This is a genomic window from Nitrospira sp., from assembly GCA_035968315.1.
In the GTDB taxonomy this organism is placed as follows: Bacteria; Nitrospirota; Nitrospiria; order Nitrospirales; family Nitrospiraceae; genus Nitrospira_D.
This window is the reverse complement of record JAVYIN010000005.1, coordinates 16,798-32,168: the sequence shown is the minus strand read 5'-3', so window position 1 is coordinate 32,168 and position 15,371 is coordinate 16,798. Positions and strand designations below refer to the sequence as shown.

Here is a 15,371-nt window from a genome sequence, read left to right as displayed (position 1 = left end):
TGGCGTGCACAGCCAATCCGACCGGCCTATTATCCTGACAGTCTGCTACGGTTTCTTCTGTCCGATCTTACTCTCCGTCCCGTTCCACAAGCGCTCAATGTTCCCCTTGTGCTTGAACACGATGAGGCCGCTGACGATGACAGAGAAGAGGACAAAGCCCACCGTGGGACGGGCGAGAGCAGCAATGAGCGGAAAGAGGCCGAAGGCCGTCAGTGCGCCGCCTGAGGAATAGCGCCAGAGCGCGACCGCGCCCAGCCAGGCCAGCAGCAGCGTCACACCAATGACGGGGGCCACGCCGAGCACCGAACCCAAGGCGGTGGCGACCCCCTTGCCGCCGGTAAAGCCCAGGAACGGCGAAAAGAGGTGGCCGAGAAACGGCGCGAGCGCCACGAGCAGGATGGTCCATTCGTCTTGCAGCAGCTGTGTGGCCGCATACCCCATGACCCACCCCTTGCCCATATCGCCGGCCAAGGTGAGCAGGCCGGCCTTCTTCCCCGAGACTCGCAGCACGTTGGTAAAGCCGACATTCTTGCTCCCGACCGTGCGCGGATCTGGCAGCCCCATCGCCTTCGACACCACGACGCCGAAGGGCACCGCGCCGAGCAGATATCCGACCACAATCAGAGCACCAAGCAGCCAATTCATGTCCATGGATATTTCCGATACTTAGAGGAGAGCCGCACCGATACAACTACCGCTGCCACACACCGCCCAGACAATCTTGACTCACCCGTCGCGCCACCTTTTACGCCTGACGTTTTACGGCTCACGGCTACAGGCCCTTGGCGACAACCTGCTTCCAAAAACTCCAGACATACTGCCCGCCCGAGATGTAGCCCAACACCAGCGACAGGTAGAGCGTGGCACTGCCGGCGAGGTGGAGATTGCCCAGTTCGGCGAGCCCCGTCCCTTCAAGAATCAGCAACACGATCGCCACCACCTGCAGCGCCATCTTGTATTTGCCGGTGGCCTCCGCGGCAATGATCAAGCCCTCACCGGCGGCAATGGCCCGGATGCCGGTGACCGCCACTTCACGCGCGATGACGAGAATCGCCACGAGCGCGCTGACCCGGTCGATATTGACCAGGAGAATCAAGGCCGACAGCACCAGCAGCTTATCCGCAATCGGATCGAGCAACTTCCCAAGCTTCGTGACTTGTCCCGTTCGGCGGGCGATATAGCCATCCAGCAAATCCGTCACCGCCGCCACCACAAACACGATGGCCGCGCTCAGCGACCGGTCCGGCGTCGGCGTAATAAAGAGGGCCACGAAGACGGGAATCAGCAGGATGCGGACGAGCGTGAGAAGATTGGGGAGGTTGAGCGACTCCTGTCCGATTTCCCGCCAGACTTCCAAGACGCGGTTCATAGCCAGATCACATCCCCTAGCAGACTAGAGACAAACTAATGGGTTTACCAAAATGGTGATAGCACTACCCACAGAGAGCAACAAGAGAAGCACGCAGGATGCTCAAAAAGGCCGTTCAGCAAGGCCGCAGCCGATGAATGCACCGGAGGCGTACCCTCAGGGGTACGTTGAGGATGCGTTCGAGGCGAGAACGACGCTGGCGGACTTTTTCAGCATCCTACTAAACGATGCCGCTTTTCAAGAGATCATGCAAATGAATGACGCCGCGGATGTTGCGATCGCCTTCGGTGACGACGAGCGTGGTGATGGAAAACCGCTCCATCATTTCCACGGCCTTGGCCGCCAGCACATCGGGGCCGATCGTCTTGGGATTCCGGGACGCCAGCTCGCGCGCCGTGGCCTTGGCAAAATCTCCGCCGCGCTGAATGAAGCGCCGCAAATCCCCGTCCGTGATAATGCCCGCAAGCTTGCCGGCCTGATCGACGACGGTCGTCATCCCGAGCTTCTTGGCCGTCATTTCCAGCATGGCCGTCGTCCCGGCGACGGATTCCTCGACTTGTGGAAGATTGGCGCCGCCGTGCATGAGATCCTTCACCCGCACTAGCAACCGGCGGCCCAGGGACCCGCCCGGATGGAACTGGGCAAAGTCTTCTTCCTGAAACCCGCGCTTCTGCAAGAGCGCAACGGCCAACGCATCGCCCATGGCGAGCGTCACGGTCGTGCTGGCCGTCGGCGCCAGCCCCATCGGACAGGCCTCTTCCGCCACCGACACATCCAGGGCCACATGGCTGTTTTTCGCCAGCGTGGAATTCATCCGGCCCGTGAGCCCGATGACCGGAATGCCCATGCGCTCGACGTAGGGCAGGATCTGCAACAGTTCCGCCGTCTCCCCGCTATTGGAAATCGCAATCAAGGCATCGCGGCGAGCCAGCATACCCAGATCACCGTGCACGCCTTCGGCAGGATGGAGAAAGAATGAGGAGGTGCCGGTGCTGGCGAGCGTCGCCGCGATCTTCTGTCCGATCAGGCCGGACTTGCCCATGCCGGACACGACGACCTTCCCCTTGCACCGGAAGAGCACATCCACCGCCTTGGCGAACGACTCGTCCAGGCGCTCAACCATCGCATGGACGGCACGCGCCTCGATTTCAAGCACCCGCTTGCCGTCGCCCAGGCTCCCCAGGCTCTTGATCCCCTTGGGAGTGGAGGCCCGCTTTGGCTTGGGCTTTAATTGCGTGGTTTTGCTGCGTCGCATATCCGCATCACCCGTTCGAGCAAAGATTTCAGTTGATACAATCGAACCCTGTTGGGCCCATCGGAGAAGGCCTATCCTGATTGGAATGGACTTCCATGAAACACCTGTGGACCCCGGAATCAGTTCCGTGGTTTTGCGGCCTCACAGATCCGAAGCACCCGTTCAAGCAAAGATGTCAGTTGATGCAGCGGCACCATGTTCGGTCCATCTGACAACGCCTCGTCCGGGTTCGGGTGCACTTCCATAAAAAATCCGTCCACCCCGGCGCCGGCCGCCGCGCAGGCCAGGGGCTCGACAAACTCGCGCTGGCCGCTGGATTTGGTGCCCCCGCCGCCCGGCAACTGCACACTATGGGTCGCGTCGAACACGACGGGATAGCCGAAGCTCCGCATGATGGGAAAGGAGCGCATATCGACCACGAGATTGTTGTAGCCGAACGACGAGCCGCGCTCGGTCAGCACAATGCGCTGGCTTCCGCACTCCTCCACCTTTTTGACGGCGTTGGCCATTTCGGGCGGTGAGAGGAATTGCCCCTTCTTCACATTGACGACCTTGCCGGTCTTCGCCGCGGCGATGAGCAAATCGGTCTGCCGGCAGAGAAACGCGGGGATCTGCAGCACATCGACCACCTTCCCCGCCTCAGTTGCCTGCTCGTCCGTATGGACATCCGTCAGCACCGGCAGCCCCAATTGGTCTTTGACCTTCTTCAGCACCGCCAGCCCCTGCTCAAGGCCGGGACCACGATAGGACTTGATCGAGGTGCGGTTGGCTTTATCGAACGAGGCCTTGAAGACGTAGGGAATCCCGAGGGACTTGGTGATCTCGGCAATCCGGCCCGCCGTATCCATCACCAGCTGTTCGCTCTCGATGACACAAGGCCCCGCGATCAGAAACGGCCTGTTTCCCGCGCCAACCTTGAAGTTTCCTATCTCGACTTCCTTCGCCATAGCTTTCCCTTATTTCTTCCCATGAGGTGCTCAAACCAGTTTTTCAGCGAGGCCGCAGGTGAGTCGAAACCGGAGGCGTACCCTCAGAGGCACGTTGAGGATTTCGACGAACCGAGAACAAAGCTGAAAGCTGGTTTCAGCACCTCACGTTAATGGCCGCACTTGCGGCGCAACGCCGCACCGATGAATCCACTGAACAAGGGATGCGGACGGTGCGGGCGCGAACAGTATTCCGGATGGAACTGCGTGGCCAGGAACCAGGGATGCTCCTTGAGCTCGACGATCTCGACCAGCCGTCCATCGGGTGACAGGCCGCTCAAGACCAATCCCTTGGCCGTCAATTGTTCACGATAGGCGTTATTGAATTCATAGCGATGGCGATGCCGCTCGCGCACTTCGCTCACGCCGTACATCTTTTGCGCCAGCGTGCCTTCGCCGAGCTTGCAGAGATAGGAGCCGAGCCGCATGGTCCCGCCCTTGTCGCTCACGCCCTGCTGATCGGACATCAAGTGAATCACCGGATGGGGCGACTGTTCGTCGAACTCGGCGCTATTGGCGCCCGCCAGCCCCGCCACGTTCCGCGCGAACTCGATGGTCGCGCACTGCATGCCCAAACACAGCCCGAGGAACGGCACCTGGCGCTCGCGCGCATACGTGATCGTGAGGATCTTGCCTTCGACCCCGCGCGTTCCGAACCCGCCCGGAATCAAAATCCCGTCAGCCTCGCGCAGGATCCGCTCCGTGCCTTGCCGCTCGACATCTTCGGACTCGATCCAGGAAATATTGACCTTGGTTTCATGATCGATGCCGCCATGCACCAGCGCTTCGGCCAGGCTCTTGTAACACTCTTTCAGTCCCGCGTACTTGCCGACCAGCGCAATCGACACTTCATGCTTGGGATGCTTGATCTTCTGCACCATCGCATCCCATTCGCGGAGATTCGGCGGGCCGGTCTCGATGTGCAACTGCCGGACGATCAGCTCATCCAGCCCTTCCTTCCTAAACACGATCGGCACTTCGTAGATCGTCTCGACATCCTTGGCGGTAATGACGGCGTCCTTCTCGACGTTGCAGAACATCGCGATCTTGGCCTTCATCTCCGGCGGAATGTAGCGGTCGGTGCGGCACAAGAGGATGTTCGGCTGGATGCCGATCTCACGCAGCTTGTTCACCGAATGCTGGGTGGGCTTCGTCTTGAGTTCGCCGGCGGCCCCGATATAGGGCACCAGCGTCAGGTGGACGTACAACACATTCTCGCGCCCCACGTCGTAGGGCATCTGCCGGATGGATTCGAGAAAGGGCAGGCTCTCGATATCGCCGACGGTGCCGCCGATCTCGACAATCGTGACATCCATGCCCTTCGAGATGCGCATGATGCATTGCTTGATCTCGTCCGTGATATGCGGCACCACTTGGACCGTGCCGCCGAGATAATCGCCCCGGCGCTCCTTGGTGATCACGGAATTGTAGATCCGCCCCGTCGTATAGTTGTTTTCCTTGGTCAGCGACAGCGACGTGAACCGTTCATAGTGGCCGAGATCGAGGTCCGTCTCCGCCCCGTCGTCGGTCACGAACACTTCGCCGTGCTGGTAGGGATTCATCGTCCCCGGATCGACGTTGATGTAGGGATCGAGCTTCAAGAAGGTAATCTTCAGCCCGCGGCTCTCAAGCAAATTCCCGATGGAGGCCGAAGCCAGCCCCTTCCCCAGCGACGATACCACTCCGCCTGTCACAAAAATAAATTTACTCATGGTTGCCCCCACGATCGGCGACCGCCCGTTGCTCCGCGCCCACCTGTCTCATCGGCTCGGCACCACTCGATTCCGGCTCAGTTCCCGCTTGATGGCATCGTACTGCTGCAGCCGGTCCGCCACGTCCGGCACATCCTCCGGCGCATCCACGCGCAACGAGGCATGCTGGGTCTCCCACACCCGGATGCGAATCCCGTGTTCCAGCGCGCGCAACTGCTCCAGCTTCTCGGCATCCTCCAGCTGGCTGGTGCCCAGCCCGGCAAACCGCAGCAGCGTTTCCTTCGTATACATATAGAGGCCCAGATGGATGTAGTGGAGCCCGCTCACCACCCGCCGACTCGCATCGTCGCGCACCCAGGGAATCGGCGCCCGCGAAAAATACGAGGCATAGCCGCGCAGGTCCGTCACGACTTTTACGATGCCCGGATTCTGGAGATCGTCCGTCGCATCCATCTTCCGCTTCAGCGTCCCCATTTCCGCGCCGCTTTGAATAAACGGTTCGATCAGGTCGGACAGCAGTTCCGGATTCAGGGGGATCTCATCGCCCTGCAAATTGACAAACCACTCGCCGGCAAACATGCGCGCGACGGCCGCCACGCGATCGGTGCCCGTGCGATAGTCGCCGGCCACCATCACGACGCGCCCGCCGAACTGTTCCACTGCGCGCTTGATCCGGTCATCGTCCGTGGCGACCAGCACTTCGTTGACCGACCGGCAGGCCGCCGCCTGTTCATACACATGCTGAATCATGGGCTTTTCGCCCAGCCGCACCAGCGGTTTCCCTGGGAACCGCGACGACCCGTAGCGCGCGGGAATGACGACGATGACCTGTTGCGTGGCCCTACCCATTCCCCACAGCCTCCAGGAGCTGCTTGGGCGATACGGTGGCGGTCCCGACCATGCCGACGACGATCCCGGCCGCATAATTGGCCAGCGTCGCCCCTTCGCGCATGCTGGCGCCGGTCGACAGGGCGAGTGCGAGCGTGCCGATCACGGTATCGCCGGCCCCCGTCACATCGTAAACCTGGCGCGCTTGCGTCGGCAAATGCCAGGAGGCGCCGTCCCCCTCGTAGAGGCTCATCCCCTTTTCACCGCGCGTAATCAGCACGGACTGGCACCCCAGCCGTTGCCGGATCAGCGCCCCCGCCTGATCGACCGTCTGATCGTCATCCCCATGGAGGCCGGACGCCTGCGTGGCTTCCAGATGATTCGGCGTCATCACGGTGACGCCTTTGTAGTAGCTGAAATGTTCGACCTTGGGATCCACGATGATGGGAATCCGGCGCAAGGCGGCCAGCCGCGTCAGGTCCGTCATGAGCTGCGCCGTGACCACCCCCTTCGCGTAATCTGAGACGACCAGGCAGGACAATTCCCGCATGCGGGATTCGACATACCGCAACATGCGTTTCTGCAGCGCGGCCTTCAGCTCCTGCCGGCCCTCGACGTCATAGCGCACGATCTGCTGATTATGGGCGATGACCCGGCTTTTCCGCGTCGTCGGACGGTCGTGATCGATGATGACCCCGCCGCGGGACGACTGAGTCGTCCGCTGGCTTCCCAGCTCTTTCAGCAGCAACCGTCCGCTTTCATCGGCGCCGATCACGCCGCAGAGATCGGCCTTGCCGCCCAGCGCCAGAATGTTGTTGAACACATTGGCCGCGCCGCCCAAGCGCAGAGACTCGGACTCCACATGCACGACCGGCACCGGCGCTTCGGGAGAGATCCGGCTGACCCGCCCCATGACATAATGGTCGAGAATCAAATCCCCGATGACCAGCACACAGGCCTGGGGAAACCGCTGCACATACTGGCGGAGCGCCTTGGGAGACGCCTGCTGCTTGGAGCTGTTGGATGCCTGAGGTGCCATGGCCTGCGCTGCGTCCTCCCTACTGAATCGCCTTGCCGAACCGCTCCCACCGGACCCACTCGGTCCAATTGCCTTGCCCACTCCAGGACCAATAAATCCGAAAGGCCTTGCCGCGAATTTTCTCTTCGCGCACATAGCCCCAGAACCGGCTGTCGAGGCTCTGATCCCGGTTGTCGCCCATGACAAAGTACGAGCCGTCCGGAACGGTCACCGGGCCGAAGTTGTCGCGCGGGTTGACCGTGCCGTCGATGATGCCGGGATCGATGCGCTGCGTAAACCCTTTGTCGTCCAACGGTTCTCCGTTCACGATGACCACTTTATTGCGGACTTGCACCGTATCGCCAGGCCCGCCCACGATGCGCTTGATAAAGTCTTTCTCTTCGTCTTCCGGAAACCGGAACACGATGACATCGCCCCGTTGCGGCTTGCCGAACGCCACAATCGTGCTGGAGGTGTAGCAATTCACCGGGGGGAAAGCCGGTTGCAGCTTGCAATCGGCCGGCCACTGGAGGCCGTAGGACAGCTTGCTGACCAGGATGTGATCGCCGATCAACAGCGTGGGAATCATCGAGCCGGACGGAATCTTGAAGGCCTGCACCACGAATACGCGAATGGCAAACGCGAGCAGCATCGCCACGACGATGGCTTCGGCATATTCTCGGACGATCGATTTGGCGCCGGGCCGATCCGTGCCGGCATCCGGCGATCCGGAGGGAACCGCGGCCGAAGGCCCCGTCACCTCATCCAGATTGGGCGGGGTCGGCTCGGCGCTCATTCGTCACCGACTTTCAAGAGGGCGAGAAACGCTTCTTGCGGCACTTCGACGCTGCCCACCGACTTCATGCGCTTCTTCCCTTCCTTCTGTTTCTCGAGCAGCTTCCGTTTGCGGGAAATGTCGCCGCCGTAGCACTTGGCGATGACGTTCTTCTTCATCGCGCCGATCGTTTCGCGGGCGATGATCTTATTCCCGATGGCCGCTTGAATGGCGATTTCGAACATCTGCCGCGGGATCAGTTCCTTCATCTTCTCCGCCATCTGCCGGCCACGGTAGTAGGCGCGCTCTTCATGGGTAATGAATGACAGGGCATCGACCGCCTCGCCGTTCAGCAGAATGTCGATCTTGACCAGCTTGGACTCCCGATAGCCCAGGAGTTCGTAGTCCAGCGAGGCATAGCCCTGGGTGCGCGACTTCAGCTTGTCGTAAAAGTCCAAGATCACTTCGTTGAGCGGCATCTCATAGCTGATGACCACGCGCGTCGGATCGAGGAAGTGAATGTCCCGCTGAATGCCGCGGCGTTCCTGGCAGAGCTTGAGGATCGACCCCATGTACCGCTCGGGCGTAATGACGGTGGCGAGAATGAAGGGCTCCTCGAACGATTCGATGCTGCTCGGCTCCGGCAGGTCGGCGGGATTGTCGATTTCCAGCACATCGCCCTTGGTGGTCATCACGCGATAGACGACCGTCGGCGCCGTGGTGATCAGCGTCAGCCCGTATTCCCGCTCCAAGCGCTCCTGAATGATCTCCATGTGCAGCAACCCCAGGAAGCCGCACCGGAATCCAAAGCCGAGCGCCAGCGAGGTCTCCGGCTCATAGATGAAGGAGGAGTCGTTCAACCGCAGCTTGACGAGCGCATCCCGCAAATCTTCGTACTTGGCGGTATCGGTCGAATAGAGGCCGCAGAAGACCAGCGGCTTCACTTCCTTGTAGCCGGGGAACGGCGTGCTCGTCGGCTGCGCCGCATCGGTCAGCGTATCGCCGATCTTCACGTCCGCCACTTCCCGCATATTCGCGCACACATACCCGGCTTCGCCGGTCAACAACTCGGTTTTCTTCGTGCGCTTCGGCGTGAACTGCCCGACTTCCATCACTTCAAACACCCGGTCGTTCGACATCACCTTGATCTTCATGCCGGGGCGAACGGACCCATCGACGATGCGGGTCAGGACGATCACGCCCTGATAATTGTCGAACCAGGAATCGAAAATGAGCGCCTTCAGCGGGGCGTTGGGATTTCCGGAGGGCGGCGGAATCCGTTCGATCACGGCCTCCAGCACTTCCGGCACGCCCTTGCCCTCCTTGGCGCTGATGAGCATAGCATCGCTGGCATCGAGCTGGAGCACGTCGGAAATCGATTGCTTGGTGCCTTCGACATCGGCGCTGGCCAAATCGATCTTGTTGATGACCGGAATGATCGTAAGGTTGTTCGCCATGGCCAAGTTCACATTGGCGATGGTTTGGGCCTGCACCCCTTGAGTGGCATCCACCAGCAAGAGCGCTCCTTCGCACGCGGCAAGGCTGCGGGAGACTTCATAGGTAAAGTCCACGTGCCCCGGCGTATCGATCAGATGCAACGAGTAGATCTTCCCATCGTTGGCCCGATACTTGATCGCCACCGCGTGAGCCTTGATCGTAATGCCACGTTCCCGTTCCAGGTCCATGGCATCAAGGATCTGCTCCTTGGCCTCTCGGGCAGTCACCGCGCCAGTTGCGTCGAGGATCCGGTCAGCGAGGGTCGATTTGCCGTGATCGATATGAGCGATAATCGAAAAGTTGCGAATAAGACTTTGCAAATCCTGGCTCTTTTCTGAATAAAATCGGTTCATTATAGTAACTGCCCCCCAGGTTGTCAAAGCGGCGGTGCGCCCGTATAATCCGCGCCACGCGCCGATTTCTCGCGCCTTTCGACGCACACCGTTTCCGATCATCTTCGCCGATGTCGAGACTCGCATGGCCAGAAGAACCAGCCCTGACAAATTCGCTGAGTGGGACCGCCAATACCTCTGGCACCCCTTCACCCAGATGCAGGAATGGGCACAGGAGGAGCCGCTCATTATCGAGCGCGGAAAAGGTTCCTACCTGATCGATGCGAAGGGGAAAAAGTATCTCGACGGCACATCCTCCATCTGGGTGAACCTTCACGGGCATCGGCATCCGGTCCTTGACCGTGCCATCAAGACCCAGCTGGGCAAGATTGCCCACTCCACCTTTCTCGGCCTCTCGAATCCACCGGCCATTCAGCTGGCGCGCGAACTGATCCGCCTCGCGCCCAAGGGACTGACCCGCGTGTTCTATTCCGATAATGGCTCCACCGCCGTTGAAGTCGCCCTAAAGATGGCGGTGCAATACTGGCAACAGCACCACCCCGACGCCGGACCCAAAACATCCTTTCTCCACTTGAAGCAGGCCTACCATGGCGACACCCTCGGCGCCGTCAGCGTCGGCAACATCGAGCTTTTCCACGGCCGATTCAAGCCGCTGTTGTTCCCGACCGTCGAAGCCGATCCGCCCTATTGCTACCGCTGCCCGCTCAAGTTGACCTATCCCGGCTGCGGCACGGCATGCCTCGACCCTCTTGAGCAGGTTTTGAAGACACGCCATCGCGATCTTGCCGGGCTGATCATCGAGCCGCTTGTCCAAGCCGCCGCCGGCATCATCACATCGCCTCCCGGCTATCTCAAAAAAGTCCGCGAGCTCTGCACGCAGTACCAGGTCCTCATGATTGCCGACGAAGTGGCCACCGGATTCGGACGGACCGGCAAGATGTTCGCCTGCCAGCATGAAGACGTCACGCCGGATCTCATGTGCATCAGCAAGGGATTGACCGGCGGCTACATGCCCCTTGCCGCCACGCTGACGACCGAAGACATCTACACCGCCTTCTTGGGAAAATACGAAGACTTCAAGACCTTCTTTCACGGCCACAGTTACACCGGCAATCCACTGGGCTGCGCCGTGGCGCTGGCGAATCTGGAGGTCTTCCGGAAAGAACACACCCTGGCGGCACTGCGCCCCAAGATTGCCGCGCTCACCCGCTTTCTGCGCCCCCTCGCACAGCTGGAGCAGGTCGGCGACATTCGTCAACGCGGCTTCATGGTGGGAATCGAGATGGTCCAGAATCGCGCCACCCGGACAGCCTACCCGCTCGCCGCCAGGATCGGTCACCGGGTCACGATGGAGGCGCGCCGCCGGGGGCTCATCCTGCGCCCCATCGGCAATGTGCTCGTCCTCATGCCTCCGCTGGCTGTCACGCTGAAGGAGCTCCAACGCATGGTCTCGATCATCCGGCAATCCATTGTGAGCACCCATGACACAGTATGATGTCCTCGTCATCGGCGGCGGCGTCATCGGGCTCAGCATCGCCAGAGAGCTGAAAGCGCGCCAGGCCGATGCGCGCATCGGCCTCATCGAGAAAGAGTCTGAATTCGGCGCCCACGCCAGCGGGCGCAACAGCGGCGTGCTCCACGCAGGCTTCTACTATTCGCCGGACAGCCTCAAGGCCAAACTCACGAAACTCGGCAATGAGCGCATGACCGCCTATTGCGAGCACAAGGGCATTCCCATCAATCGATGCGGAAAACTCGTCGTGGCCAAGGATGAGTGCGACCTGCCGTCCCTCGATGAGCTCCTGCGGCGCGGGCGGACGAATGGGATCGACCTTCAGGAATTGAGCGAGGCGGAGGCCAAGAAGATTGAGCCGCGCGTCAAAACATTTCAGCGAGCCTTGTTTTCGCCGCGCACCTCGACGGTGAATCCGATTCACGTCGTCGAAGCCATGCAGCGAGATGCCATGCAGGAAGGCATCGAGCTGCACCTTGGCACCGCCTACGTGAGCCGGACCGAGCAGGGCATCCGGACCAACAGAGGATTGATCGCGGCCGGCTACATCGTGAACGCCGCCGGACTCTATGCAGACAAGATCGCGCTGAATTACGGCTTTTCCGAAAAGTACCGGATCCTGCCCTTCAAGGGACTCTATCTCTACTCAAATGAACCGCCCGGCTCATTCCGCACCAACATCTATCCGGTTCCCGATTTGCGCAATCCTTTCCTTGGTGTCCACTTCACAATTACGGCGGATGGAAAAGCCAAGATCGGCCCCACAGCCATTCCGGCCTTTTGGCGTGAGAATTACGAAGGGCTGAGCAATTTCAAGCTGAGCGAGTTGATGGAAGTGGCCGGCCGAGGATTAGGCCTGCTGACCGGCGCGCAATTCGACTACCGGCGTCTGGCGGTCGAGGAGATCGCCAAGTATTCCCGCAGCAAGATGGTCGAACTTGCCTCGGTACTGGCCGAAGGCGTGAAGGAGAACAACTATGTGACGTGGGGCCGGCCGGGCATCAGAGCCCAGCTGCTCGACATCACCACGAAGAAACTGGAGATGGACTTCGTGCTGGAGGGAGACCGCCGATCAATGCATGTGCTCAACGCCGTCTCACCGGCCTTTACCTGCTCGCTCCCCTTCGCCGCCCATGTGTGCGATGAGATCGAGCGCCACACACACCCTCCCATTTAAAACACCGGCTCTTTCAACACGCGCAGCAGATAGCGCCCATACCCGTTTTTCAACAGGGGCTGCGCCAGCTTCTCCAATTGCCCTGCGTTGATCCATTTGTTGCGATAGGCAATCTCTTCAGGGCACGCGACCTTGAGCCCCTGCCGGTGTTCGAGCGTCGCGATGAATTGACTGGCGTCCAAGACCGACTCATGGGTCCCGGTATCCAGCCAGGCATAGCCGCGCCCCATGACTTCGACATGCAGCCGCCCCCGTTCAAGATACAGCCGGTTGAGATCGGTAATCTCCAGCTCTCCGCGCGCCGAGGGCTTCAGCTGCTTCGCGAACGCCACGACCTCGGCATCGTAGAAATAGAGCCCCGTGACGGCATAGTTGGATTTCGGCGCCGCCGGCTTCTCTTCAAGATTGATAGCCCGGCCGCTGGCGTCAAACTCCACCACGCCATACCGCTCGGGATCCTGCACGTGATAGGCGAATACGGTGGCACCGTTTCGGCGTGCCATGGCCTGATTCAACAGCTGGGGAAAATCATGACCGTAAAAGATATTGTCTCCCAACACCAGCACCGAAGGATCAGTCCCCAGAAACGACTCTCCGATGATGAAGGCTTGCGCCAGGCCATCCGGCGAGGGCTGCACGGCATAGGACACGCGAAGCCCCCATTGCTCCCCAGTCCCGAGCAACTGCTGAAACCGCGGCGTATCTTGCGGAGTGGAAATGACCAGCATGTCCCGCACCCCGGCTAGCATGAGCGTACTGAGCGGGTAGTAGATCATCGGCTTATCGAAGATGGGCAGCAGCTGTTTGGAAACCGCCAATGTGGCCGGATGCAAACGAGACCCCGTGCCGCCCGCCAGAATAATGCCCTTGCGTGTCATAACGCCCCCTGTGCCGCCAGTTCATCCAGACACCGCCGGACATGCACCTGCCAATCTGGCAGAAACAGGCCGAATGTGCTTGCGACTTTCATCGTATTCAACCGGGAATTTCGCGGCCGTTGGGCCGGCAGCGGGTAGGCCTCGGTCGGAATGGGCACCACGGCATCCGGCGCCGTCTTGACCGCCGCGCCTCGTTCCTTCGCCAAGGCGACGATATACCGCGCATACTCATGCCAATTCGTTTCACCGGCCGCCGCTACGTGATAGGTGCCCCTGTAGCGGTCGTCCTGACCGTTGCCCGTGATCCGGGAGATGGCCAGGGCCGTGACATCGGCGAGCAACTCCGCACTCGTTGGCGCCCCCCATTGATCGGCAATCACTCGCAGCGTCTCTTTTTCTTTGGCCAGCCGCGCGATCGTTCTCACAAAATTCTTTCCTCTGGCGGCGAACACCCAACTGGTTCTGAAAATAAGGTGCTTCGCGTGAAGGGCGCGAATCGCCTCCTCCCCCTCCCACTTCGTCCGGCCATACACCGAGAGCGGGTGCGCCGCATCGTCTTCCACATACGGCGCGGGTTTCCGTCCATCGAACACATAGTCGGTGGAGTAATGGACCAGCCAGGCATTGAGACGCGCCGCTTCCTCCGCCAGCACCCCCACCGCGTCGGCATTGATGCGCCGCGCCTTGTCCGGCTCCGATTCGGCCTGATCCACCGCCGTGTAGGCGGCCGCGTTCACGATCACCGCGGGACGCTGCCGACGGATCCAGTCCCGCACGCTGTCAGGCCGTTCAACATCAAGATCCACCTGTTCGGTTGCCACCAGGTCGCCCAAGATCGACAGCGACCGTTGCAACTCCCATCCGACTTGGCCGTCTTTGCCGAGCAATACGATCTTCATCGGCTGTACTGTTGCTCCACCCACTGGCGATAGGCTCCGCTGGTGACATGCCCCACCCAGGCCTGATGGTCGAGATACCACCGCACCGTTTTCCGCATGCCGGTCTCAAACGTTTCCGCAGGCGTCCATCCCAGTTCACGCCGGATTTTCTCCGAGTTGATGGCATACCGGCGATCGTGCCCGGGGCGATCCTTCACGAACGTAATCTGGCTCTGGTAACTGCCACCGCCCTGTTTCGGATGCCATTCGTCCAGGATGGCACAGACAGTTCGCACGACGTCCAGATTCACCCGCTCATTTCCCCCGCCGATATTATAAGTGTCGCCAACCCGGCCGGCATCCAGCACTCGCCGGACCGCGGCGCAATGATCTCCGACATAGAGCCAATCGCGGACCTGCTGGCCATCCCCATACACCGGCAACGGCTGGCCCGCCAGCGCATTGAGAATCACCAGGGGAATCAGCTTTTCGGGAAATTGGAAGGGCCCATAGTTATTCGAGCAATTGGTCGTGACAACCGGCAGCCCATAGGTGTGATGATAAGCCCGCACGAGATGGTCCGATGCGGCTTTGCTGGCGGAATAGGGGCTGTTCGGCTCATACCGGTGCTCCTCGGTAAAGGCAGGGGCGGCTGTATCTAGTGAGCCATACACCTCGTCCGTGGACACATGCAGAAAGCGAAACGAGGACTTTCCCTCCTCCGGCAGTCCGCTCCAATAACCGCGCACTGTTTCCAGCAACCGGAACGTGCCCACAATATTCGTCTGGATGAAATCTTCGGGTCCGTGGATGGAGCGATCGACATGGCTTTCCGCCGCGAAATTGACAACGGCGCGCGGCCGATGCTCGGCCAGCAGCTTCGCCAGCAAGGCCGCATCGCCAATGTCGCCCCTCACGAACTGATGCCGGCTGTCCCCCTGGGTCGACGCCAAATTCTCCAGATTGCCGGCATAGGTGAGCTTATCCAGATTGACCACGGCTTCCCGGCCGTCCCGCAGCCAATCCAAGACAAAGTTAGCGCCGATGAATCCGGCCCCGCCGGTCACAAGAATGCTCATTCGCTCGCTCCTCTACCAGAACCATCACTGACTAGCAGAGCCAAGTACTTATA

General features: G+C 60.6%; 14 protein-coding genes. 2 read left to right on the top strand and 12 right to left on the bottom strand.

Annotation, left to right across the window (positions count from 1 at the left end):
* Nucleotides 1-45 precede the first annotated feature (45 nt).
* The 9 genes from plsY to lepA form a co-directional block, all read right to left on the bottom strand.
* Entirely contained in the window at nt 46-651 is a 606-nt protein-coding gene (gene plsY, locus RI101_03840; GenBank protein MEC4889170.1) for a glycerol-3-phosphate 1-O-acyltransferase PlsY, read from the bottom strand.
* Nucleotides 652-772: 121 nt separating this feature from the next.
* Entirely contained in the window at nt 773-1,369 is a 597-nt protein-coding gene (gene pgsA, locus RI101_03835; GenBank protein MEC4889169.1) for a CDP-diacylglycerol--glycerol-3-phosphate 3-phosphatidyltransferase, read from the bottom strand.
* 220 nt (nt 1,370-1,589) lie between these two features.
* Nucleotides 1,590-2,624: a KpsF/GutQ family sugar-phosphate isomerase gene (locus RI101_03830; protein MEC4889168.1), complete on the bottom strand. Its 1,035-nt coding sequence runs from the start codon at nt 2,622-2,624 to the stop codon at nt 1,590-1,592.
* A gap of 119 nt (nt 2,625-2,743) precedes the next feature.
* Nucleotides 2,744-3,571 (bottom strand): 3-deoxy-8-phosphooctulonate synthase, encoded by an 828-nt coding sequence (gene kdsA, locus RI101_03825; protein ID MEC4889167.1) that lies wholly within the window; start codon nt 3,569-3,571, stop codon nt 2,744-2,746.
* A gap of 149 nt (nt 3,572-3,720) precedes the next feature.
* Entirely contained in the window at nt 3,721-5,322 is a 1,602-nt protein-coding gene (locus tag RI101_03820; GenBank protein ID MEC4889166.1) for a CTP synthase, read from the bottom strand.
* Nucleotides 5,323-5,370: 48 nt separating this feature from the next.
* Nucleotides 5,371-6,171, bottom strand: coding sequence for a 3-deoxy-manno-octulosonate cytidylyltransferase (kdsB, locus tag RI101_03815; protein ID MEC4889165.1), 801 nt, complete (start codon nt 6,169-6,171; stop codon nt 5,371-5,373).
* On the bottom strand, nt 6,164-7,189 hold the full coding sequence (rfaE1, locus tag RI101_03810; protein ID MEC4889164.1) for a D-glycero-beta-D-manno-heptose-7-phosphate kinase: 1,026 nt from the start codon (nt 7,187-7,189) through the stop codon (nt 6,164-6,166). Before rfaE1 ends, kdsB begins: the two co-directional genes overlap by 8 nt.
* Nucleotides 7,190-7,208: 19 nt before the next feature.
* Nucleotides 7,209-7,964: a signal peptidase I gene (lepB, locus tag RI101_03805; protein ID MEC4889163.1), complete on the bottom strand. Its 756-nt coding sequence runs from the start codon at nt 7,962-7,964 to the stop codon at nt 7,209-7,211.
* Nucleotides 7,961-9,793, bottom strand: coding sequence for a translation elongation factor 4 (gene lepA / locus RI101_03800; GenBank protein ID MEC4889162.1), 1,833 nt, complete (start codon nt 9,791-9,793; stop codon nt 7,961-7,963). Before lepA ends, lepB begins: the two co-directional genes overlap by 4 nt.
* Nucleotides 9,794-9,917: 124 nt before the next feature.
* Between lepA and bioA the strand changes: the two genes are divergently transcribed.
* Together bioA and lhgO are read left to right on the top strand one after the other, a co-directional pair.
* Complete coding sequence (gene bioA / locus RI101_03795) at nt 9,918-11,288, top strand: adenosylmethionine--8-amino-7-oxononanoate transaminase (GenBank protein MEC4889161.1); 1,371 nt, start codon at nt 9,918-9,920, stop codon at nt 11,286-11,288.
* On the top strand, nt 11,275-12,483 hold the full coding sequence (gene lhgO / locus RI101_03790; GenBank protein ID MEC4889160.1) for an L-2-hydroxyglutarate oxidase: 1,209 nt from the start codon (nt 11,275-11,277) through the stop codon (nt 12,481-12,483). The genes bioA and lhgO overlap by 14 nt, the downstream gene beginning before the upstream one ends.
* Here the strand turns inward: lhgO and rfbA are convergent.
* The 3 genes from rfbA to rfbB are packed head-to-tail and all read right to left on the bottom strand — an operon-like array spanning nt 12,480 to nt 15,318.
* Nucleotides 12,480-13,361, bottom strand: coding sequence for a glucose-1-phosphate thymidylyltransferase RfbA (gene rfbA, locus RI101_03785; protein MEC4889159.1), 882 nt, complete (start codon nt 13,359-13,361; stop codon nt 12,480-12,482). The genes lhgO and rfbA overlap by 4 nt on opposite strands.
* The gene (gene rfbD / locus RI101_03780) at nt 13,358-14,260 is read right to left on the bottom strand and encodes a dTDP-4-dehydrorhamnose reductase (GenBank protein ID MEC4889158.1); all 903 of its coding nucleotides are present in this window, start codon (nt 14,258-14,260) and stop codon (nt 13,358-13,360) included. Before rfbD ends, rfbA begins: the two co-directional genes overlap by 4 nt.
* The gene (gene rfbB / locus RI101_03775) at nt 14,257-15,318 is read right to left on the bottom strand and encodes a dTDP-glucose 4,6-dehydratase (GenBank protein MEC4889157.1); all 1,062 of its coding nucleotides are present in this window, start codon (nt 15,316-15,318) and stop codon (nt 14,257-14,259) included. The genes rfbD and rfbB overlap by 4 nt, the downstream gene beginning before the upstream one ends.
* Between the last annotated feature and the right edge of the window lie 53 nt (nt 15,319-15,371).